Annotated in this window: 20 protein-coding genes and 1 other RNA gene; 11 read left to right on the forward strand and 10 right to left on the reverse strand. The window is 69.1% G+C overall.

Annotated features, from left to right (window positions below; genetic code table 11):
• The first annotated feature begins 40 nt into the window (after positions 1-40).
• Positions 41-2,131, forward strand: a complete 2,091-nt coding sequence (locus DIS04_RS04125) for a S9 family peptidase (RefSeq protein ID WP_111412431.1) — start codon at positions 41-43, stop codon at positions 2,129-2,131.
• Between the two features lie 53 nt (positions 2,132-2,184).
• On the opposite strand, the gene DIS04_RS20405 is transcribed toward DIS04_RS04125, so the two are convergent.
• The 7 genes from DIS04_RS20405 to dnaX form a co-directional block, all read right to left on the reverse strand.
• Entirely contained in the window at positions 2,185-3,015 is an 831-nt protein-coding gene (locus DIS04_RS20405; protein WP_162623013.1) for a hypothetical protein, read from the reverse strand.
• A 224-nt stretch (positions 3,016-3,239) separates the two neighbouring features.
• Positions 3,240-3,689, reverse strand: coding sequence for a YcgN family cysteine cluster protein (locus DIS04_RS04135; RefSeq protein WP_111412432.1), 450 nt, complete (start codon positions 3,687-3,689; stop codon positions 3,240-3,242).
• Positions 3,690-3,691: 2 nt separating this feature from the next.
• Entirely contained in the window at positions 3,692-4,003 is a 312-nt protein-coding gene (locus tag DIS04_RS04140; RefSeq protein WP_111412433.1) for a YcgL domain-containing protein, read from the reverse strand.
• Positions 4,000-5,130 (reverse strand): ribonuclease D, encoded by a 1,131-nt coding sequence (rnd, locus tag DIS04_RS04145; protein WP_111412434.1) that lies wholly within the window; start codon positions 5,128-5,130, stop codon positions 4,000-4,002. The genes DIS04_RS04140 and rnd overlap by 4 nt, the downstream gene beginning before the upstream one ends.
• 31 nt (positions 5,131-5,161) lie before the next feature.
• Positions 5,162-5,767, reverse strand: a complete 606-nt coding sequence (recR, locus tag DIS04_RS04150; RefSeq protein ID WP_111412435.1) for a recombination mediator RecR — start codon at positions 5,765-5,767, stop codon at positions 5,162-5,164.
• Between the two features lie 59 nt (positions 5,768-5,826).
• Positions 5,827-6,153 carry a YbaB/EbfC family nucleoid-associated protein gene (locus tag DIS04_RS04155; RefSeq protein ID WP_111412436.1) on the reverse strand — a complete coding sequence of 109 codons (327 nt, stop codon included), beginning with the start codon at positions 6,151-6,153 and terminating at the stop codon, positions 5,827-5,829.
• 38 nt (positions 6,154-6,191) lie between these two features.
• Positions 6,192-8,186 carry a DNA polymerase III subunit gamma/tau gene (gene dnaX / locus DIS04_RS04160; RefSeq protein WP_111412437.1) on the reverse strand — a complete coding sequence of 665 codons (1,995 nt, stop codon included), beginning with the start codon at positions 8,184-8,186 and terminating at the stop codon, positions 6,192-6,194.
• A 234-nt stretch (positions 8,187-8,420) separates the two neighbouring features.
• Between dnaX and DIS04_RS04165 the strand changes: the two genes are divergently transcribed.
• Positions 8,421-9,707: an NAD(P)/FAD-dependent oxidoreductase gene (locus DIS04_RS04165; protein WP_111412438.1), complete on the forward strand. Its 1,287-nt coding sequence runs from the start codon at positions 8,421-8,423 to the stop codon at positions 9,705-9,707.
• A 25-nt stretch (positions 9,708-9,732) separates the two neighbouring features.
• Here the strand turns inward: DIS04_RS04165 and DIS04_RS04170 are convergent, their stop codons facing one another.
• Positions 9,733-10,677 (reverse strand): LysR family transcriptional regulator, encoded by a 945-nt coding sequence (locus tag DIS04_RS04170; RefSeq protein WP_111412439.1) that lies wholly within the window; start codon positions 10,675-10,677, stop codon positions 9,733-9,735.
• 112 nt (positions 10,678-10,789) lie between these two features.
• On the opposite strand from DIS04_RS04170, the gene DIS04_RS04175 reads away from it, so the two are divergent.
• From DIS04_RS04175 to DIS04_RS04215, 9 genes are all read left to right on the forward strand, one after another.
• Positions 10,790-12,142, forward strand: a complete 1,353-nt coding sequence (locus tag DIS04_RS04175; protein ID WP_111412440.1) for an aminotransferase family protein — start codon at positions 10,790-10,792, stop codon at positions 12,140-12,142.
• Between the two features lie 25 nt (positions 12,143-12,167).
• Positions 12,168-12,869: a CoA transferase subunit A gene (locus DIS04_RS04180; protein ID WP_111412441.1), complete on the forward strand. Its 702-nt coding sequence runs from the start codon at positions 12,168-12,170 to the stop codon at positions 12,867-12,869.
• A complete protein-coding gene (locus DIS04_RS04185; protein WP_111412442.1) occupies positions 12,859-13,512 on the forward strand; it encodes a 3-oxoacid CoA-transferase subunit B in 654 nt (217 codons plus the stop codon). The genes DIS04_RS04180 and DIS04_RS04185 overlap by 11 nt, the downstream gene beginning before the upstream one ends.
• Positions 13,512-14,795 carry an ArgE/DapE family deacylase gene (locus DIS04_RS04190; RefSeq protein ID WP_111412443.1) on the forward strand — a complete coding sequence of 428 codons (1,284 nt, stop codon included), beginning with the start codon at positions 13,512-13,514 and terminating at the stop codon, positions 14,793-14,795. Before DIS04_RS04185 ends, DIS04_RS04190 begins: the two co-directional genes overlap by 1 nt.
• Positions 14,792-15,979, forward strand: a complete 1,188-nt coding sequence (locus DIS04_RS04195) for an acetyl-CoA C-acyltransferase (RefSeq protein WP_111412444.1) — start codon at positions 14,792-14,794, stop codon at positions 15,977-15,979. The genes DIS04_RS04190 and DIS04_RS04195 overlap by 4 nt, the downstream gene beginning before the upstream one ends.
• 168 nt (positions 15,980-16,147) lie before the next feature.
• The gene (locus DIS04_RS04200; protein WP_111412445.1) at positions 16,148-16,951 is read left to right on the forward strand and encodes a transporter substrate-binding domain-containing protein; all 804 of its coding nucleotides are present in this window, start codon (positions 16,148-16,150) and stop codon (positions 16,949-16,951) included.
• Positions 16,952-17,027: 76 nt separating this feature from the next.
• A complete protein-coding gene (locus DIS04_RS04205; protein WP_111412446.1) occupies positions 17,028-17,684 on the forward strand; it encodes an amino acid ABC transporter permease in 657 nt (218 codons plus the stop codon).
• Between the two features lie 33 nt (positions 17,685-17,717).
• Positions 17,718-18,371 (forward strand): amino acid ABC transporter permease, encoded by a 654-nt coding sequence (locus DIS04_RS04210; protein WP_111412447.1) that lies wholly within the window; start codon positions 17,718-17,720, stop codon positions 18,369-18,371.
• 12 nt (positions 18,372-18,383) lie between these two features.
• Positions 18,384-19,181: an amino acid ABC transporter ATP-binding protein gene (locus tag DIS04_RS04215; protein WP_340148161.1), complete on the forward strand. Its 798-nt coding sequence runs from the start codon at positions 18,384-18,386 to the stop codon at positions 19,179-19,181.
• A gap of 104 nt (positions 19,182-19,285) precedes the next feature.
• Here the strand turns inward: DIS04_RS04215 and DIS04_RS04220 are convergent, their stop codons facing one another.
• Both DIS04_RS04220 and ffs read right to left on the reverse strand, forming a co-directional pair.
• The gene (locus DIS04_RS04220) at positions 19,286-19,591 is read right to left on the reverse strand and encodes a hypothetical protein (protein ID WP_111412449.1); all 306 of its coding nucleotides are present in this window, start codon (positions 19,589-19,591) and stop codon (positions 19,286-19,288) included.
• Between the two features lie 300 nt (positions 19,592-19,891).
• Positions 19,892-19,988: signal recognition particle sRNA small type (gene ffs / locus DIS04_RS04225), an RNA gene on the reverse strand.
• Between the last annotated feature and the right edge of the window lie 30 nt (positions 19,989-20,018).

Here is a 20,018-nt window from a genome sequence, read left to right on the forward strand (position 1 = left end):
CAGGATGGAAAGTCACCTTGAGTATGGTACACGCGCCCCAATGAAAGCACAGCCGCCACATCGTCCGTTTCCCGCTGCGCCTCCCCCCGAGCCCCTCCCTTCGCCTGTCGAACGATTTCGACGCACCGAGGATCCCGAGTGGCACTGGCTGGAAGAGCGCGACGATGATCGCGTTCAGGCCTTCCTCGAGGCCGCCAACGAGGAATCACAGGCCTGGATGGCGCCCCTCGGGAGCCTGATCGAGCGGCTCTACCACGGCCATCTCGCGCGCCGCGAACTGGCAGTTCACGGCCTGCGCACCGCTCTCGACCACTATACCTACTGGAGCGAGACGGCGGCCGATGCCGATTACCCGGTGTGGTGGCGTCACCCCAACGGCCAACCAACGCAAGCGAGCGTCTTTCTCGACCTGCAGGCTCGCGCCACGCCGGACCACTACCTGGAGCTGGGCGACATGGCGCTGTCGCCGGACGAACGCTGGCTGGCCTGGACCGAGGACACCAGCGGCGACGAGCGTTTCTCGCTCTATCTCAAGGCGCTGCCCGAGGGTGAGCCACGCCTGTTGCTGGAGGAGATCGGCCCCGAACTGGTGTGGGCGGAGGACAACGTCACCCTGCTCTTCACCCGCTACGACGCCACCCAGCGCCCCGACAGCATCTGGCGCCTGCCGCTCGGCGAAGGCGAGCCCGGCGAACCGGTACTGATATTGCGCGAGGACGACCCCGAGTTCTGGCTCGGGCTGGGCAAGACCCGCTCCCGCCAGTGGCTGGTGCTGGAGAGCGCCTCCAAGGACACCAGCGAGTGCTATCTGCTGCCGGCCCTGGCGCCTCAGCAGCCGCCGCGCTGCTTCCGGCCGCGACAGAAAGGCGTCGAGTACGGGCTTGAGCATCGCCCGGGCTACTTCTACGTGGTGCACAACCGCAACGCACCGCACTTTCGTCTGGACGTGACCGGCGAGCACGACTTCACGGCCGAGTGGCAGCCGCTGATCGGCCACCGCGACGACACCACGCTCGAGTATGTCGAAGCCTTCGACTGGGGCCTGGCGATCACCGAGCGCGACCATCACGAGGCCCAGGTCCGCATTCGGGTCGTCGAGCTCGACGCCGACCATGCCGCGCGGCGCGACGAACGCCTGCCGCTGCCGGAATCCCCCTGCAGCGTGATGTTCGGCGACGTGCCTCACTTCGACAGCCGCCGGCTGCGTCTGCGCGAAGAGTCCTTCGTCATGCCGGCACGCTGGCTCGAGTACGACCTCGACAGCGGAGAGCGGCAGTTGCTGAAGTCACAGCCGGTCCACGGCAGCCTGCAGCCGGCCGATCTCTGCTGCGAACGCATCTGGGCCCGCGCCCACGATGGCGAGCGAATCCCGGTGTCGGTGGTGATGCGCGCCGACCTGGCCGGCCACCCCTTGCCCACCCTGCTCTACGGCTACGGCGCCTATGGCGAGGTCCTCGATCCCTGGTTCTCGGTCGCCAGGCTCGAACTGCTCGCCCGCGGCGTCGCCTTTGCCGTCGCCCACGTGCGCGGCGGCGGCGACCGCGGCGAGCCCTGGTACCTGGCCGGCAAGCTGGAGCACAAGGAGAACAGCTTTCGGGACTTTCTTGCCGCGCGCAACGCGCTGGTCGAGAAGGGATTCAGCGACGGCGAGCGCATCGCCGCCTACGGCGCCAGCGCCGGGGGGCTGCTGGTCGGCGCCAGCCTCAACCTGGCGCCCGAGGCCTTCTGCGCCGCCGTGCTCGACGTGCCCTTCGTCGACGTGCTGCGCACCATGGAGAATCCCGACCTGCCGCTGACCACCGCCGAGTATACCGAGTGGGGCAACCCCCACGAGCCCGACGCGCGCAAGCGCATCCGCGCCTACTCGCCGCTGGACAACCTCTCCCCCCAACCCTACCCCGCCCTGTTTCTCCAGGGCAGCTGGCACGACTCCCGCGTTCCCTACTGGGAGCCCGCCAAGCTCTATGCGCGGCTGACCGAGATGGGCACCGCCCGCGGCCCGATCTTGCTGCGCACCGACATGACCGCGGGGCATGGCGGCGCCTCGGGTCGCTTCAAGGCGTGGCATGACAACGCGCGCCAGGACGCCTTCGTGCTCTGGGCGCTGGGGCTCGCCGACAAGGAGCCCTGACCGAACGCAGAAGACCCGGCACGTGGCCGGGTCTTCTGCCTTGGGATGAGCGGTCAGGCGCCGCCCCCTCCGGCGCCTCCGCCGCTGCCGCCGCCCGAGCCGCCGCCCGAGCCGCCACCGGAGCCGCCGCTGCCGCCACCGCCGGAGCCGCCGCTGCCGCCACCGCCGCCGCTGCCGCCACCGCCGCTGCCGCTGCCGCCTCCACCGGAACCGCCTCCGCCGGAGCCGCCACCTTCACCGCCACCATTGCCCGTGCCACCGCCGATGGTGCCGCCACCGCCGCCGCCGCTGTCACCGCCACCGGCGCCGCCGCTGTCACCGCCACCGTCGCCGCCGCTGTCACCGCCACCGTCGCCGCCGCTGTCACCACCACCGTCGCCGCCGCTGTCCCCTCCACCGTCACCACCGTTGTCGCCGTCGCCGTTGTCGCCGCCGCCATTGTCGCCGTCGCCGTTGTCGCCGTCGCCGTCGTCGTCGTCGTCGTCGTCGCCGTTGTCGCCGCCGCCGTTGTCGCCGCCGCCATTGTCGCCGTCGCTGTTGTCGCCGCCGCCGTTGTCGCCGCCGCCGTTGTCGCCGCCGCCGTTGTCGCCGTCGCCATTATCGCTGGAAGGTGTGGTGCCGGTGCGAACAAGGCCCCCTTCGCCGCCCCGGGAACCATCTAGCCCCGCCCCCAGCCCCCCACCGGCACCGGGCGGCGGCAGCCACTCCAGCAGTTCGTTAAGCTCTTCATCGCTCAATACGACACCTTCGTTGAACAGCGCATGCCAGCGCGCCGCCATTTCCTCGTCGCTGAGGCGCTCGCTCCAGAGCGGTGACTGTGCCAGAACATTCGTCGTCAGGACGCCAAGCGCCAGGCCTGCCGTCGTCATCCATATCCGTTTCATGTTCCCCTCCCATCAGCTTGCCCAGGCAAGCCAGGGCATTCGCATCGCCTTGCTGAATGCAACATAAAATTACATAGAGCAACACTCAGCATCATGGGGAATGGGAAAAATGGCCATCAGCATCTTGCGTGAAAATGCCGTAGCAGAGGGCTGATACCAAAACGAAAGGGCGTGTCTCAGGCGAAGGCTCGGGAGGTACCAGGTTGGCTCAGCCCCGGGAGGGATCAACCATCAATCGGCAGTATGGCGATGATATGGTCTTCCAGTTCCTCCTCGGGCACCTCCCGCTGGGAGATGGCGAAGCTGCGCACGCTGATCCCCTTGCGATGCACCCGCTCGGGGTCGCCGCAAATCAGGGGATGCCAACCGGCGAGCCGGCGCCCTTCCGCAATGCGGCGGTAGGCGCAGGACTTCGGCAGCCAGCGGAACTCGTCGACGCGCTGTGGCGTGAGCCGGGCACAGTCTGGTACCCGAGCCTGACGATTGGGGTAGTCGCTGCAGCGACAACGGTGAATGTCGAGCAGCTCGCAGGCCACGCCGAGCACGGCGAGGTCGCCGCTCTCCTCGTCCTGGAACTTGAGCAGGCAGCACTGGCCGCAGCCGTCGCACAGCGCCTCCCACTCCTCGTCGGTGAGCTCCTCGAGGTCGAAGCGCTCCCAGAAACGCTCACGCATGGTCAATAACGCGCCTGGGTCGGCGTGCGGTAGAGGTCCAGCAGGTACTCCTCCTTGGCCGGCGGCATCTGCAGGTAGAACCCCTTGTCGCGTATCGCGGCCATGACGTCGCTGGCCCTGGCGCGAGCCAGCGGCTTGTCGGGCGTCAGGATCAGGGTCATGGCCGCGACCGGCTTGCCGAAGCGTTCGAGCAGCGCCTCGGGCACCTCGGCCAGGCCCTGGCGCTTGTCCACGTAGAGGTACATCTCTTCCTTGCGCGAGCTCTTGTAGATCTCGCACAGCAGTTTGTCGCCCTGCATGCGCTCATCGTTCATTCGGCTTTCACCTCTTCCAGGGCCTGTGCCAGGGGAGCCGCCAGGCGTTCGCCACGCCAGCCCTCGGGCAGCGGCAGCGGCTGACCAGCCAGGTCGGCAGCGATCAGCGCCTCGAGATCACGCCGGCGCATCAGCACCTCCGGCGCTACGCCCAGAGCCTCGGCGCGTTCGTTCACGACCCGCTTGAGGGCCTTCATGCGTCGCTTGTAGTCTGCCCCCAGCGGTGACGGCTGGCTGGGCGGCAGCGTCGCCACCTCGGCCTGACGCGCCTGCTTGACCAGCGTCAGCAGGGTGTCCCCGTCACGCTTGATCTGGCTCGGCTTGATGTCGTCGACCTCGGCAAGCTGATGGCGATTCTCGGGCATGCGCTCGGCGATGCCGTAGAGCACCCGGTCGTTGAACAGCCAGCCCCGCGGCAGGTTGCGTCGCCGCGCCTCGCCCTCGCGCCAGGTGGTCAGCAGCCGGTAGGCCTCGACCTGGCGCGGCGAGAGCCGCCACAGCTGGCGGTGGCGCCGGTACCACTGGCCGTCGGCCGCGTCGCTGCGCAGCGCCTGGGCCATCAGTTCACCACAATCGGCCTCCAGCCATTCGCGACGCCCCTGCCGCTCCAGCGCCTCCCGCTGCTGTTCCCAGACCTTGAGCAGGTAGACGACATCGAGCGCCGCGTAGTGCTGCTGGGCCTCGCTCAGCGGACGCTGGAGCCAGTCGGAGCGGGTCTCGTCCTTGGGCAGGGTCTCGCCGGTCCAGTGCTGCACCAGACGCTGGTAGCCCATGGCGGGATCCTCACCCAGCAGGGCCTGGGCCACCTGGGTGTCCACCAGCGGGGCCACCGTGACCCCGGCCCAGTGCGCCAGTACCTCCAGGTCCTCGCTGCTGGCGTGGAGCAGCTTAAGCGGCCCCTCGCCCAGCAGGCGACGAAAGGCGGCTGTGCAGTCGACCGCCAGCGGGTCGACCAGCCAGGCCGGCCCACCGGCGGAGAACTGGATCAGGGCCGGCACCGGGTGGAAGGTCTTCTCGCGGAAGAACTCGGTGTCCAGCGCGATCACCTCGGCCTGGGCCACCTCGGCGCAGGCGGCATCCAACGCCTCGGGCGTGTCGATCCAGCGTATCTCGGGGGTCAGGGTCATGCAGTCATCCAGCGCTGGGAACGGGGCGGCGTCAATCGCCGCGGAACGGCAGGCGGCCATTGAAGGCGCGGCTGAGGGTACCACCATCGACGTATTCGAGCTCGCCCCCCATGGGCACGCCGTAGGCCAGCCGCGAGAGGGTGACGCCATGCGGCATGAGCTGGGTGGCGATGTAGTGCGCCGTGGCTTCGCCCTCCACCGTGGGGTTGGTGGCCAGGATCACCTCGCTGACGCCGCCCTCGGCAATACGCGCCTCGAGCTGGCCGAGCCCGATGTCCTCGGGGCCGATGCCGTCCAGCGGCGACAGGTGGCCGTGGAGGACGAAATAGCGACCGCGAAAGCCCCCTGCCTCCTCGATGGCCAACTGGTCGGCCGGCGACTCTACCACGCACAGCAGGCTGTCGTCTCGCCGCGCGCTGGTGCACAGGGTGCAGACCTCCTCCTCGGTGAGGGTGCGGCAGCGCCGGCAATAACCTACCTGCTCGAGGGCCAGCTCGAGCGTGGCGGCCAGGCGGCGGCCACCGTCGCGGTCGCGTTCGAGCAGGTGCATCGCCATGCGCTGGGCGGTCTTGGGGCCGACGCCCGGCAGCACCCGCAGCGACTCCATCAGCCTCTCGACAAGGGGAGAAAAGCTCATTCGATACCTCTAGGGAGTGTGTCCGCGCCGCGTGCCGGGAACCAGCGCCCGGCGGCGCCTCAGAAGGGCATCTTGAAACCGGGCGGCAGGTTCAGCCCCGCCGTGGCTTCCTCCATCTTGGCGCGCGAGGTGGTCTCGACCTTGCGCACGGCATCGTTGACAGCGGCGGCCAGCAGGTCCTCGAGCAGCTCCTTGTCCTCCTCCATGACGCTGGGGTCGATATCGACCTTGCTCACGTCGTGGCGCCCGTTCATGGTCACCTTGATCATGCCGGCGCCAGCCTCGCCGGTCACCTCGGCCTTGGCGATCTCCTCCTGGATACGCTGCATCTTCTCCTGCATCTCCTGGGCCTGCTTCATCAGGTTGCCCATTCCACCTTTCATCATGGTCGTTCCTCTCGCTTGGCAAAGTGAAACTGCGGGTGTCAGGCCCTTGGCGCCGATTCCGCCGGCTTGACGGTCGATTCGATCAGGCGCGCACCGAAGCTTTCCTCGAGCTGCCTGACGTGCGGGTCGCGCCGGAGGGCCGCCACGGCCTCGGCGTGGCGCTCGGCGGCGATCCGGTCGGCGCGCTGGCGGGGGGTTTCCACTTGCGCCGGCAGCGGCCCCGGCTCGATGACGAGCTGGCGAGAAACGCCGATGCCCGCCAGCGCCTCCTGCACCCGGCGAACGTGAATCTCGGCATTCATCGCTTCCTGCGACGGGTCCAGGCGCAGCATCAGCCGGCGACCGTCATCGGCTTCGACCACACAGTGGGCGGCGAGGTTGCGTGTCAGCCCTCCCAGGCCCAGCGAGTCGAAGCCTTTCAGCCAGCGATCATGGTCGAATCGCTCCCCCTCAGCGGCCGCGGCCGGCGGCGGCCTGGGCGCTTCGGCGACCCCCTGGGCGGGCACGCCGTCGGGCTCGGGTGCCTCGAGCACGGCGACTTCGTCCTCTTCCGCCTGGGGCGCCATCTGCGGCGTGGCGTCGCGAGGGGGCGCCGACGCCGGCCTGACGGCGGCCATCGGCGTGCCCTCCTCCGGCTCCGGCGCGGGCTGGGTCGACGCCTGGGCGGGTGCCGCCGGCATTGGCGTGGCAGCCTCGTCGGCCGGCACCTCCCAGGGCGGCGGCGGTTCGGGCGCGCGTTCGACCTCGGCGTCGGGTGCCGGCGAGCTCGACGCCGACGCCGGCGGCGGCTGGCTCTCGGCCGCCGTGGGCCTAGACCCGCCGTCGCCCTCGGCCGCGGGCGGCGACTCGTCGTCGCCACCTGCCGGGGCGGCGGGGGCATCGTCCCCCGTACCGCGCAGCGGCAGCGGGGTCTTCGCCGGCTGGGGCACGCCCTGGGGGCGGAAGGCCAGCATGCGCAGCAGGGTCATCTCCAGCGCCGTGCGCAGGTCGGGGGCGTGGGTCATGTCACCGCGCCCCTGGATACCGATCTGATAGTAGAGCTGCACGTCCTCGGCGGTGAAGCGCGAAGCCAGGGCCAGCACCGTCTCGCGGTCGCCGTGCGCGTTGTCGACCGCCTCCGGCACCATCTGCGCCACGGCCAGGCGGTGCAGCACGGCGGTCATGTCGTCGAGCACCGCGGCGAAGTCCGGCCCCTGTTCGGCCAGCCGGCCGATCTCGGCCAGCAGCCGCGGCGCATCGACGTCGGCCAGCGCCTCGACCAGCGCCAGCACGTGGCGATGGTCGAGGGTGCCGAGCATGGCGGCGACATCGGTATGGCGCACCTGGCCCTGGCCGAAGGCGATGGCCTGGTCGGTCAGGCTCATGGCGTCGCGCATGGAGCCGTCGGCGGCGCGACCCAGCAGCCACAGGGCGCTCTCCTCGAAGCCGATGCCCTCGGCCTCGAGCACCTTGGCCAGATGGGTGACGATGCGCTCCGGCGGCATGTTCTTGAGGGTGAACTGCAGGCAGCGCGAGAGCACCGTGGCCGGCAGCTTCTGCGGGTCGGTGGTGGCGAGCAGGAACTTGACGTGGGGCGGTGGCTCTTCCAGCGTCTTGAGCAGCGCGTTGAAGCTGCTGGTGGAGAGCATGTGCACCTCGTCGATGAGGTACACCTTGTAGCGGCCCTGGGTGGGCGCGTACTGCACGTTGTCGAGCAGTTCGCGGGTATCCTCGACCTTGGTGCGCGAGGCGGCGTCGACCTCGATCAGGTCGACGAAGCGCCCCTCGTCGATGGCGCGGCAGCTGTCGCACTGGCCGCAGGGCGTGGAGGTGACGCCGTCGTCATCGTACCCCTTGGCCGTGCAGTTGAGACACTTGGCAAGTATTCTTGCCAGAGTGGTCTTGCCGACACCGCGGGTGCCGGTGAACAGGTAGGCGTGGTGCAGGCGCCCCTGGTCGAGCGCATTGACCAGCGCACGCTGGACGTGCTCCTGGCCGACCAGTTCGTGGAACGTACGCGGCCGCCACTTGCGGGCCAGAACCTGATAGCTCATTGCAGCACGTATTCCTTGCATCGGGGCTGGCACGCAGCCGGTCGGAGCAGGGCCTGCTTCGCCCCGGCGAGAAGTCCGGATGACGAGCCGAACGCGAAAAACCCCATTCTACCGGCTGACGCCGAAGGCGCAAAGTTCGCCCGCTGGACGGCGCCGCGACCCGCCCCTCCCGGTCAGGGCCGCAGCGGCGGCTGTGCTAGCATTCGTTGAGTATTTTCAACTGCGGGAGTCACCATGGCCGAGCCACGCTGCGCCTCCTACTACACCGCCTCGATCCAGCAGGAGACCGGCTATCCCCGGCTGCTGGGAGAGGCAACCACCGACGTGGCCATCGTCGGCGGCGGCTTCACCGGGATGGCCACGGCAGTGGAACTGGCCGAGCGTGGCTACCGCGTGGCCGTCGTCGAGGCCAACCGGATCGGCTGGGGCGCCAGCGGGCGCAACGGTGGCCAGGTGACCGGCAGCCTCTCCGGCGAGGCAGCCATGCGCAAGCAGATGCGCCGCAGCCTGGGCCAGGCCGCCGACGACTTCGTCTGGGAGCTGCGCTGGCGCGGCCAGCGCATCATCCGCGAGCGGGTCGCGAAGTACGCGATTCCCTGCGACTTGAAGCACGGCCACCTGCAGGCGGCCTGGCGGCCCTCGCACATGGCGGCGCTGCGGGCCGACTTCGAGGCCTGCCAGGCGCACGGCATGGGCGAACACGTCGAGCTGCTCGAGGCGCACCAGGTGCGCGACGTCATCCGCACCGAGTGCTACCACGGCGGGCTGCTCAACCGCTACAACCTGCACCTGCACCCGCTCAACCTGTGCCTCGGCGAGGCGCGCGTCGCCGAGCGGCTGGGCGCCCGGCTGTTCGAGGATTCCCCGGTGGTGCGCATCGAACACGGCGACTCACCGCGGGTGGTCACCGCCAGCGGTGCGCTGCGCGCCGGGCGGGTACTGCTGGCGGGCAACGCCTATCACCGGCTGGAGCGGCGCCGGCTGGGCGGCCGGCTGTTCCCGGCTTCGCTCGGGATCGTCGCCACCGCACCGCTGGGCGCGCTGGCCGAGGCCCTCAACCCCCGGGACCTGGCCGTCTACGACTCTCGCTTCGTGCTCGACTACCATCGCCTTACCGCCGACCGGCGGCTGCTGTTCGGCGGCGGGGCCAACTACTCCGGCCGGGACTCGCCCGACATCGCCGCCGAGCTGCGCCCGCGCCTGGAGGCCACCTTCCCCCAGCTCGCGGGTACGCCGATCGACTACGCCTGGCAGGGCATGGCCGGCATCGTGGTCAACCGCATCCCGATGCTGGGCCGGCTGTCGGATCACGTCTACTACGCCCAGGGCTACTCGGGTCACGGCGTGGCCACCTCGCACATCGTCGGCGAGATCATGGCCCGGGCGATCGCCGGCCACATGGAGGAGTTCGATACCTTCGCCGCCTGCCGCCACGTGCGGGTGCCGTTCGCCGACGCCCTGGGCAACCCGCTGCTGGCCGCCGGAATGTGGTACTACCAGTTGCTCGAACGCTGGCGCTGACCAGGTCGATGCCAGCCCTGCCCCGCTACGACTCCGCGCCCAGCGCCGCGTCCAGCGCCATGGCCGGGTACGCCTCGAGCAGCGCCCTGGCGCGCCGGCGCAGGAAGTCGAGCACCTTGGCCTGCTTCCAGTCGTCGCGACAGACCAGCCCGAAGCTGAAGGTCATGACCGGGGCGAAGGGGCGCATCGCCACGCCGTCGTCGGGCGCGAGCTGATCGCTGGCGGTGATCGGGTTCATCACCGTGATACCGACCTGGTTGGCCACCAGCGCCGTGATGGTGCCGATGTTGGCCTCCGTCTTGCCGGCGATCCGTACCCGGTGCCGGCTGGTCAGCTCGAGCAGCGGGTTGGTGCTGATGCTCGGCTGGTTGCTGATCACCAGGTGCTGGCCTTGCAGGTCCTGCACCTCGACCCGCTCTTGTGCCGCCAGGGCATGCGCGGACGGCACCAGGCACACCGCCTCGGTGGTGAACCAGGGCTCCACCCGCAGCACCCGCGAGGTGATGGGCAGTGTGACGAAGCCGATGTCGGCGTGGCTCGACTCCACCGCGAGCTGCACCTCGTGGCTCGACATCATGTCGAGGCTGACGCTGTACTGGCGATTCTCCTCCAGCAGCGCCGCCACCAGCCGCGGCACGAAGCCGAACGACAGCCCCGGCACCGCGGCGATGCGCAACCGCGAGGTACCGAACTCCTTGAGCGCCAGCACGCTGTGGCGCAGTTCCTCGATATTGCCCATCAGGCGCAGGATCTCGTCGTAGAGCTCGCGTGCCTCGGGCGTCGCCACCAGGCGGTTCTTCTCGCGCAAGAACAGCTGGATGCCGAGGTTCTCCTCGAGCTGCGCCAGCGAGCGGCTCACCCCCGACTGGGTGATGCCCAGCGTGCGCGCCGCCTGGGAGGCGGTGCCGGCCTCGAACAACGTCTTGAAGATCGCCAGGGCCTTGAGCGAGTGGATGTTGACGTCAGCCATGACTATTACTCATCAAATTCGTCGGAAAGATCATATATTGAAATAGTCGTGCTGCGCTACGTAGACTGCTGACAACCGTTCGCCCACACATAACGACAACCGAGGGTGTGACATGGACCCATCGCCGCTGTTCTACCAGGCCGGCCCCGCCCTGCCCGAAGCCAGCCACGCCAAGGGCGTCTATCTCTGGGACGAAACCGGCAAGCAGTACCTCGACGGCTGCTCCGGCGCGATCGCCTGCAACCTCGGCCACGGCCGCGACGACATTCGCGACGCCATGCTCGCCCAGCTCGACCGCGTCGCCTTTACCTACCGCACCCAGTTCGAGAACGCCCCCGCGGTGGCGCTCGGCCGGGCCCTGGTCGAGCTCACGCAGCGGCAGCTCGAGAAGGTGTTTTTCGTCTCCAGCGGCTCGGAGGCGGTGGAGTCGGCGCTCAAGCTGGCCCGCCAGTACTTCGTCGCCAGGGGCGAACCGCAGCGTCGGCGCTTCGTCTCGCTGCGCCCCTCCTATCACGGCAGCACCCTGGGAGCGCTGGGCGTGACCGGCTACGAGCCGCTGGAAGCGCCCTTCGCCGATATCACCCTCGGCTCGCTGAAGGTGGCGGGGCCCGACTTCTATCGCCACGGCGACGCCGACGACTCCCTTCATGTGAAGCGGGTGCTGGCCGAGACCCGTGCCGCCATCGAGGCTGCCGGCCCCGAGACGATCGTCGCCTTCGTGCTCGAGCCGGTGGGCGGGGCCAGCACCGGCGCGCGACGGCTCGACCGGCACTACCTCGAGGGCATCCGCGCCCTGTGCGACGAGGTCGGCTGCCTGCTGATCCTCGACGAGGTGCTCACCGGCGTCGGCCGCACCGGCGCCTGGTTCGCCTACCAGCACTACGGCGTGACCCCCGACCTGCTGGCCACCGCCAAGGGGCTCGGTGCCGGCTACTACCCGGTCGGCGCAGTGCTGGCGCGGGCCGAGATCGTCGCGGCGGTGATGGCTTCGGGCGGCTTCCAGCACGGCCACACCTATGCCGGCAACCCGCTGGCCTGTGCCACCGGGTTCGCCGTGATCGAGGCCATCCGCCGCGAGCGGCTGCTCGACAACGTGGCCGCCCGCGGCGGCGAGCTGGAGCGCGGCCTCAGGGCGCTCCAGGCCCGTTACCCGTGGGTCGGCGACGTGCGCGGCCTGGGGCTGCTGTGGGGCGTGGAGCTGGTCGCCGACGCAGCAACCAAGGTGCCTTTCCCCGCCGAGCAGAACCGCTTCGCCCGGATCACCGCGCTGGCCAAGGAAGAGGGATTGCTGATCTATCCACGACGCACGCTGGACGGCGTGGCCGGCGATCATTTCCTGGTCACCCCGCCGCTGACCATCGACGCCGCCGACACCGCCGAGCTGCTCGCCCGGCTCGAGCGCGCCATGCGCCGTTTCGACCGCGAGCTGGCCGCCGCGACGCCTGCCGGTGCGGCAACCTACTGATCGCCAGAGGGAGAAGGCCCCATTCATGACGCTGCTCAACCGCAAGTACCGCGCTATCGAAGCGGCCATTGCCGACATTCCCGACGGCGCCTCGATCATGGTCGGCGGCTTCGGCTCGCCGGGCACGCCCTTCGCCCTGATCGACGAACTGCTGGCCCAGGGGCAGCGCGAGCTCACCCTGATCAAGAACGACGCCAACGAGCCGGGCATCGGCATCGGCAGGCTGATCGCGGCCGGCCGCGTGCGCCGCCTGGTCACCTCGCACATCGGCCTCAACCGCGACGCCATCGCGGCGATGAACCGCGGCGAACTCGAGGTGAGGCTATTTCCCCAGGGAATCCTGGCCGAGAAGATCCGTAGCGCCGGTGCCGGCCATCACGGCTTCCTCACCGACATCGGCCAGGGCACCGAGATCGCCGCCGGACGCCGCGAGATCGAACTGGACGGCCGAACCTGGGGCATCGAGCCGGCCCTCTACGCCGACTTCGCCCTGGTCCACGCCGAGCGCGCCGACCGCTACGGCAACCTGATCTACCGCGCCACCGCCAGCAACTTCAACCCGCTGATGGCGATGGCCGCCGATATCGTGATCGCCCAGGCCTACCGGGTCGAGGCGCCCGGCAGCCTGGCGCCGGAGGCAATCCACACCCCCTGCGCCTTCGTCAGCCAGGTGGTGGAGGTCGCTCGCGAGACCAGCGAACAGGGGAGGCGCGCCCATGTCGGCTGATCCACAGCGCATGCTCGCCCGGGCCGCCCGCGAGGTGATCCCGGGGCAGATCGTCAACCTCGGCATCGGCCTGCCCACCCAGCTGTTTCACCACCTGCCGGCGGAGATGGAAGTGCTGGTGCATTCGGAGAACGGCGTGCTGGGCTGTCGCCCACGCGCCGAGGACGAGCCGCCGGACTGGGACATGATCGACTCCGGCGGCGCCTACATCGCCACCTGCCCCGGCGCCAGCGTGTTCGACAGCGCCATGTCCTTCGCCATGATTCGCCGCAGCCGGGTCGACGTCACCTTCATGGGCGCCTTCGAGGTCGACGAGCTGGGCAACCTGGCCAACTGGAAGATCCCCGGCAAGTTCTCGCCGGGCATCGGCGGCGCCATGGAGCTGGCGCAGAAGGTCAGGCGCCTGGTGATCCTCTGCTCGCACAACGACAAGCACGGCAACCCCAAGATTCTCACGCGCTGCCGCCTGCCGCTGACCGCCGAGCGCTGCGTGTCGCGGATCATCACCGACAAGGCGGTGATGGACGTGACGCCCGACGGGCTGGTCGTGGTGGATATCGCCGAGGGGCTGAGCGTGGCCGCGCTGCGCGAAGCCACCGAGGCTGAACTGATCGTCGACGACGCTCGACTGGGGAGGTTCTGATGCTCACCGCCACCGAGAAGCGCATCGTCGCACGCTGCGAGGCGCTGATGGACGACACCCTGGCACTGACCCGCGAGCTGGTGAGCGGCTACAGCGTGCTGGGCCGTGAGCACGGCGCCCTCGAGACCATGGAGCGCTGGTTCGCGCGCCTCGACCTGCCGGCCATCCGGGTGCCGCTGGACGCCCCCGGCTTCGCCGGCCACCCCCACCGCGCCCCGGTCGAGTGGGAGTGCCAGGGGCGCTACAACCTGGTGGCCCGACTCAACGCCGACGCCCCGGGGCCGCACCTGGTGTTCAACGGTCACCTCGACGTGGTGCCCGCCGAACCCATCGACATGTGGACCCGCCCGCCCTGGGAGCCGTGGCAGAAGGACGGCTGGCTCTACGGCCGCGGCGCCGGCGACATGAAGGCCGGCATCGCCGCCATGGTCATGGCCGTGCAGGCGGTGCGCGAGGCCGGCGAGAGCATCGACTTCCCGCTGACGCTGCAGACCGTGATCGAGGAAGAGTGCACCGGCAACGGTGCCCTGGCCTGCCTGCACCAGGGCTACAGCGGCGACTTCGTGCTGATCCCCGAGCCCTTCGGCGCGCAGATCTACGCCGGCCAGGTCGGCGTGCTGTGGTTCCGCATGCGCCTGGACGGCGTGCCGGCCCACGTGCTCGACACCCGTGCCGGCAGCAACGCCATCGAGGCGATCCTCGACTACCTGCCCGCCTTCAAGGCGCTGGAGGCCGAGATCAACGCCGGCCCACGCCCGGCCCCCTACGACGCCCTCGAGCACCCCTTCAACCTCAGCCTCGGCAAGGTCGAGGGTGGCAACTGGGCCTCCAGCGTGCCCGCCCATGCCATCCTCGAGGGGCGTGTCGGCTTCCCGCCGGGCATGACGCCCGACGCGGTGATGGCGCGCGTGCGCCGCTGCATCGCCGCGCGCCACGCCGAGCTGGGCGATGCCGGCCCCGCGCCGCGGGTGGAGTTCCACGGCTTCCGCTCCGAGGGCCACCTGGTCGATCTCGAGGCGCCGGGCATCGAGCTGCTCTCGCGCTGCCACCGCGACCTGCTCGGCGAGCCAGCGAAGACCTACCTCTCCACCTGCACCACCGACCTGCGCGCCTTCCACGTCAGCGGCGCCATCAACGGCACCTGCTACGGGCCGGTGGCGAAGCGTATCCACGGCGTCGACGAATGCGTGGAGATCGACTCGATCCGCCACGTACTGACCACCTATGCGCTGTTCCTTCACCGCTGGGCAGGAGTGGCCGACACGACGGGAGACGACGCATGAAGAACGTCTATCTGGTCGACTACGCCCGCAGCGCCTTCACCCGCGCCCACCCGCGCAAGCCGGAGGTGGACGGCTGGGCCGACGAACGCGGAGACGCCCTGCTCGCCCGGGTGATCGACGCCCTGCTCCAGCGCAGCGGCCTCGCCCCCGACGCGGTGGAGGAGCTCAGCGTCGGCTGCGCACTGCCGGTCAAGGAGCAGTGGAGCTTCGGCGGCCGCTATCCGCTGTGGCTCTCCCGACTGGGCCCGCAGGGCCGCGCGTGCGCCAGCCGCCAGATCGACCAGCAGTGCGGTTCGGGGCTCGCTGCCCTGCGCAGCGCCGCCCGCGAGATTCAGGCCGGCGCGGTGGACGTGGCCATCGCCGGCGGCTACGAGAACATGACCCGGGTGCCGATGGGCCCCACGCTGTTCCAGCAAGGCGTGCTGACCGCTCCCGGCGCCCTGCGGGACGCCGCCTGGCTCGAACTGGAGGTGGTGCTGAACATGGGCCTCACCGCCGAGCGCCTGGCCCGGGTGGCGGGGATCGAGCGCGATGCCATGGACACCTTCGCCCTCGAGTCGCATCGCCGCGCCGCCCGCGCCGAGGCCGAGAGCCGCTTCGACGGCGAGCGCCTGGCACTGGCCAACGCCGCCGGCGAGACGATCGTGCGCGACGCCAACGTCCGCCCCGACACCAGCCCGGAGCGGCTCGCCGGGCTCGACCCGGTGTTCCTCGAAGGCGGCCGGGTCACCGCCGGCAACAGCTCGCCGCTGACCTCCGGCGCCGCCGCCGCCGTGCTGATGTCGCCGGCCGCGCTCGTGCGCCACGCTGCCACGCCGCTGGCCCGGCTCGTCGCCTTCGCCGACGTCGGCGTGGTGCCGGAGCGCATGGGCGAAGGCGCCGCGGCAGCGGCCGAACGGGCCCTGGCGCTGGCCGGGCTCGATGCCCCCCGGATCGACGCCTGGGAGATCAACGAGGCCTTCGCCGCCGTGCCGCTTCACGCCATGGGCCGGCTCGGGCTCGACCCCGAGCGGGTCAACGTCTGGGGCGGCGCCCTGGCGCTGGGCCATCCGCTGGGCGCCACCGGCGTGCGCCTGGCCGGCACCCTGGCGCGCATTCTTGCCCAGCGCGGCGCCCGCTACGGTTGCGCCACGGCCTGCATCGGGGGTGGCCAGGGCACGGCCGTGATTCTCGAGCGCATGTGACGCCAACGAGAAGGCTTGTTAGTGTCGAATATGAAGATATGACGATGGAAAGGAGGTAACTGACCGCGAGGATCCGAAACCGCTGCTGAACCGAGGTACCACGAGGCGCGTCGCGACAGGGGTCGTGACGCCACCCACGACAACAACCCAGACTGAGCAGGCTACGACATGACAAATCGAACAACACCTTTCCATCGCCCCCTTCTCGGCGCCATCACCCTTTTCGGTGCCGTCTGCCTGGCAAGCCTGCCGGCCCAGGCGAGGGACCTGCCCGAGATTCAGGACGACGTCTTCCAGGTCGCCAATTCCGGCGCCTACCCGCCCTTCAGCTATGTCGACACGTCCGGCAACCTGGTCGGCTTCGACGTCGATATCGCCGAAGCCCTGGCCGAGCGGATGGGGGTCGAGGCCGATATCCAGACCTCGCCCTGGAACGGCATCGTCGCCGCCCTGGCCGGTGGCCGCTTCGATGCCTGCATCTGCAGCATGAGCGTCACGGAAGAGCGAGAGAAGGCCGTCGACTTCACCGACAGCTACTACCGCTCGGGGCTCTCCATCTGGGTTCAGGAGGGCACCGACGACGTCAACAGCATCGACGACTTCGCCGGCAAGAACGTCGGCTCCACCCTGGGGGAGACGGGCAATCAGTGGGCCACCGAGAACGGCGAAGGCAAGTGGCGCAACCAGACCTTCCAGGGCCTGCCCGACATGCTCAACGCGCTCACCACGGGGCGCATCGACGTCATGGTGGCCGACGACGTGCCCGTCTACGTGGCGCTGAACGACGAGGACATCGGCATCAAGCAGGTCGATGTCGGGGAGCTGCCCAGCTGGCCGGCCGCCATCGCCATCCAGAAGAACACGCCGGAGCTCAAGGAAGCCCTCAACACGGCGCTGGCCGAGATCAAGGAGGACGGCACCTACCAGGCGATCGTCGACAAGTGGATCGGTGAAGGGGTCGAGATCGAGTAGCCCTCCGCGACGCAGCAGGGCGCAAGCCCTGCTGAACCGGACCCTTCCGAACCACGACTATAGAGTCTAGGGGATCATGGACATCAACCTGATGATCGACATCACGCCGCTACTGGTGAAGGCGGCCTGGGTCACCCTCGATATTTCGGCTCGCGGCCTGTTCTTCGGCTTCTTCATCGCCTCTGCGCTGGTGGTGTTGCGAACCTCCCGGCACCTCCCGCTTCGCTGGCTGGCACGCGGCTACATCAGCGTCGTTCGCGGCACGCCCTATTTCGTCCAGTTGCTGCTGGTGTTCTACGGCGGGCCGGCGATCGGCCTGCGCATGGACCCCTTCACCTGCGGCGTGGTGGTGGGCGCCTTCAACATCGGCGCCTACATGAGCGAGGCCATTCGCGGCGCCATCGAATCGGTCGACAGCGGACAGAACGAGGCCTCGCGCTCACTGGGGTTCGGTCGCTTCGCCACGCTCCAGCACATCGTCCTGCCCCAGGCGGCCGGCCTGATGATCCGCTCCATCGGCGTGCTGGCCATCATCCTGATCAAGAATTCGTCGCTGGTCTCGATCATCTCGGTGGTCGAGCTGACCTACCAGGCCCAGCGGCTGATCGGCTCCACCTACAAGCCCCTGGAGGTCTTCACGCTGAGCGCGCTGATGTACATCGTCATCATCTATGCGGTGATGGGCCTCGTCGAGCTGCTCTACCGGCGCGCCACGCGCTACACCTTTCTGTAGCGGCTCCGGGCCACAAAACAACAGGTAGCCCCCATGGAATTCGACTTCAGTCCCGTCATCACCTACTTCCCGACCCTGGCCAGGGGCATCGGGGCCACGCTGCTGATCGCCGTTGTGGTCGCCCTGCTGTCGGTGCTCGGCGGCCAGCTCGTCGCCGTGATCTCCATCTTCACCAGGAAGGCGGTCAGCTGGCCGCTGCGCTTCTTCATCTGGCTGTTCATGACCACTCCGCTGCTGCTGCAGCTCTACTTCCTCTATTTCGGCATCGGGGAGTGGATCCTGATCCCGGCCGTCGCGGTCGGCGTCCTCGGCCTCGGCTTCCACTACATGGCCTACAACGCCGACATCTTCATCGCCACCATCAAGTCGGTCTCACACGGGCAGTACGAAGCCTCGCGGTCGCTGGGCTTCGGGCATCTCGCCACCCTCTTCTACATCATTTTGCCACAGGCCTTCTATCGGGCCGTTCCCCAGCTCGGCAACAACATGATCATCATGGTCAAGGACACCTCGGTGCTCTCCGCCATCGGCATCGCCGAACTGGTCTACCGCTCGCAGTACGCCATCAGCGTGACGTTTCGTCCTTTCGAGTTCTATATCACGATCGCCGCCATCTACTACCTGATCAACGTGTTGATGGAAAGCGGGCAGTACTGGTTCGAGCGCCGCGCCGCCAACCGCCGATAACGAGGAATACCCATGACAGCAGCGACAGACACGCCGATGGTCGAACTCAAGGGGGTCAAGAAACGCTTCGGCGCCCTCGAGGTGCTCAAGGGCATCGACCTCAAGGTCGACCGCGGCAAGATCATCTCCATCATCGGCCCGTCGGGGTCGGGAAAGAGCACCCTGCTGCGCTCCATCAACAACCTCGAGGAGATCGACGAGGGCCGCATCCTGCTGGACGGCGTGCAGGTCAACCGACCCGACCTGAAGGGGCTCGCCTTCGAACGGCACATCAACCACATACGCCAGAACATGGGCATGGTGTTCCAGCACTTCAACCTGTTCCCGCACCTCTCGACGCTGGAGAACGTGACGCTGGCGCCGAGAAAGCTGAAGGGCATGGATGCCGGGAGCGCGCGGGAGCTGGGCATGGAGCTGCTGGAACGGGTGGGGCTGGCGGACAAGGCCTCGGTCTATCCCAGCGCCCTGTCCGGCGGTCAGAAGCAGCGCGTCGCCATCGCTCGCGCCCTGGCCATGCGTCCCAAGGTCATGCTCTTCGACGAGGCGACCTCGGCGCTCGATCCCGAGCTGGTGGAGGAGGTCAACCAGGTCATGAAGCGCCTCGCCGAAGAGCACATGACCATGCTCATCGTGACCCACGAGATGGCCTTCGCCCGCGACGTGTCCGACTGGGCCATGTTCATGGACGGCGGCGTGGTGGTCGAGGAGAACACCCCCGCTCACCTCTTCACCCACCCCGACCACGAACGCACCCGCCACTTCCTGCGCAAGCACCTGGGCAACCAGCCGCAGACGCAGCCGCACGGCTGACTGGCGAGCCGGCGTCGCCGTGCGCCACGCTCGGGGGCGTGGGCGCCAAACGCAGCGGGGAGGCCACTCGGCCTCCCCGCTTGCTCGTCACGCCGGGCTCGGACTCAGGCGCAGTCCGCCGCGCCCTCGCCGAACATGTCGAACAGCAGCTCGCGGCCCATGGCGGTCAGCACCAGGCGCCCCTGCTCGTTGTAGACGGCCGCCTCGCTGCTCTCGAGCACGCGCTGGCAGGCGCGCCACTCCTGGGAGGCCTCGCGCAGCTGGCGCAGGGCGCGGCTGTCGAGCCCGCGGAAGGGAATGGTGATGGTCTCCAGCACGTGGCCGTGCTGGTAGAGCAGGAAGGCGGCGCTCGACAGGCACTGCCGCAGGCTGCGCTGGATACCGGCGTTGGGCGTGGTGTCGATCGGCATGGTGCACTTCCTCTCGCAAGGGCTTTGCTGCGCTGCATATTAACACCAAAGTCTAACGCCACCAAGGTCGAATAAGCCACGCCCCAGGCGCGATTGCCACGCGAGCGACCGAGCCGAGTGGCGGCGAACCAGGCACGCAGGGCGAAGGAGGGTCACGGCAGCGCGCCGACCGGGGTCGGGGTCGCGAAGATAGGGCCAGCGGGGATAGGGCCAGCGGGGATAGTGCCAGGGAGAGGAGCCGGCACATACGGCTCGGCCAGGGGGGAGCCGACCAAGGACTCGGGGCCGAAATGGAGGCGGCCCCGACAGCCACATCCCGGCACACGCGGCCACCACTACCGTTGCTCCCTTCCGGGCCTGGCGGGGTTTGCGGTTTAGCGTTGCGGGAGGACCGACGGGGCCACCACGACACGATGCCTGGGGGGCA

This window comes from Billgrantia lactosivorans, assembly GCF_003254665.1.
Lineage (GTDB): Bacteria > Pseudomonadota > Gammaproteobacteria > Pseudomonadales > Halomonadaceae > Halomonas > Halomonas lactosivorans.

Bases quoted from the DNA above. Each gene is read 5' to 3' on its own strand.
- DIS04_RS04140 (WP_111412433.1), bottom strand. From the start codon at position 4,003: ATGAACGATGAGCGCATGCAGGGCGACAAACTGCTGTGCGAGATCTAC.
- DIS04_RS04175 (WP_111412440.1), top strand. From the start codon at position 10,790: ATGGACCCATCGCCGCTGTTCTACCAGGCCGGCCCCGCCCTGCCCGAA.
- DIS04_RS04135 (WP_111412432.1), bottom strand. From the start codon at position 3,689: ATGCGTGAGCGTTTCTGGGAGCGCTTCGACCTCGAGGAGCTCACCGAC.
- dnaX (WP_111412437.1), bottom strand. From the start codon at position 8,186: ATGAGCTATCAGGTTCTGGCCCGCAAGTGGCGGCCGCGTACGTTCCAC.
- DIS04_RS04165 (WP_111412438.1), top strand. From the start codon at position 8,421: ATGGCCGAGCCACGCTGCGCCTCCTACTACACCGCCTCGATCCAGCAG.
- DIS04_RS04210 (WP_111412447.1), top strand. From the start codon at position 17,718: ATGGAATTCGACTTCAGTCCCGTCATCACCTACTTCCCGACCCTGGCC.
- DIS04_RS04205 (WP_111412446.1), top strand. From the start codon at position 17,028: ATGGACATCAACCTGATGATCGACATCACGCCGCTACTGGTGAAGGCG.
- recR (WP_111412435.1), bottom strand. From the start codon at position 5,767: ATGAGCTTTTCTCCCCTTGTCGAGAGGCTGATGGAGTCGCTGCGGGTG.
- DIS04_RS04220 (WP_111412449.1), bottom strand. From the start codon at position 19,591: ATGCCGATCGACACCACGCCCAACGCCGGTATCCAGCGCAGCCTGCGG.
- DIS04_RS20405 (WP_162623013.1), bottom strand. From the start codon at position 3,015: ATGAAACGGATATGGATGACGACGGCAGGCCTGGCGCTTGGCGTCCTG.
- DIS04_RS04215 (WP_340148161.1), top strand. From the start codon at position 18,384: ATGACAGCAGCGACAGACACGCCGATGGTCGAACTCAAGGGGGTCAAG.
- DIS04_RS04200 (WP_111412445.1), top strand. From the start codon at position 16,148: ATGACAAATCGAACAACACCTTTCCATCGCCCCCTTCTCGGCGCCATC.
- DIS04_RS04180 (WP_111412441.1), top strand. From the start codon at position 12,168: ATGACGCTGCTCAACCGCAAGTACCGCGCTATCGAAGCGGCCATTGCC.
- DIS04_RS04195 (WP_111412444.1), top strand. From the start codon at position 14,792: ATGAAGAACGTCTATCTGGTCGACTACGCCCGCAGCGCCTTCACCCGC.
- DIS04_RS04185 (WP_111412442.1), top strand. From the start codon at position 12,859: ATGTCGGCTGATCCACAGCGCATGCTCGCCCGGGCCGCCCGCGAGGTG.
- DIS04_RS04125 (WP_111412431.1), top strand. From the start codon at position 41: ATGAAAGCACAGCCGCCACATCGTCCGTTTCCCGCTGCGCCTCCCCCC.
- DIS04_RS04155 (WP_111412436.1), bottom strand. From the start codon at position 6,153: ATGATGAAAGGTGGAATGGGCAACCTGATGAAGCAGGCCCAGGAGATG.
- rnd (WP_111412434.1), bottom strand. From the start codon at position 5,130: ATGACCCTGACCCCCGAGATACGCTGGATCGACACGCCCGAGGCGTTG.
- DIS04_RS04170 (WP_111412439.1), bottom strand. From the start codon at position 10,677: ATGGCTGACGTCAACATCCACTCGCTCAAGGCCCTGGCGATCTTCAAG.
- DIS04_RS04190 (WP_111412443.1), top strand. From the start codon at position 13,512: ATGCTCACCGCCACCGAGAAGCGCATCGTCGCACGCTGCGAGGCGCTG.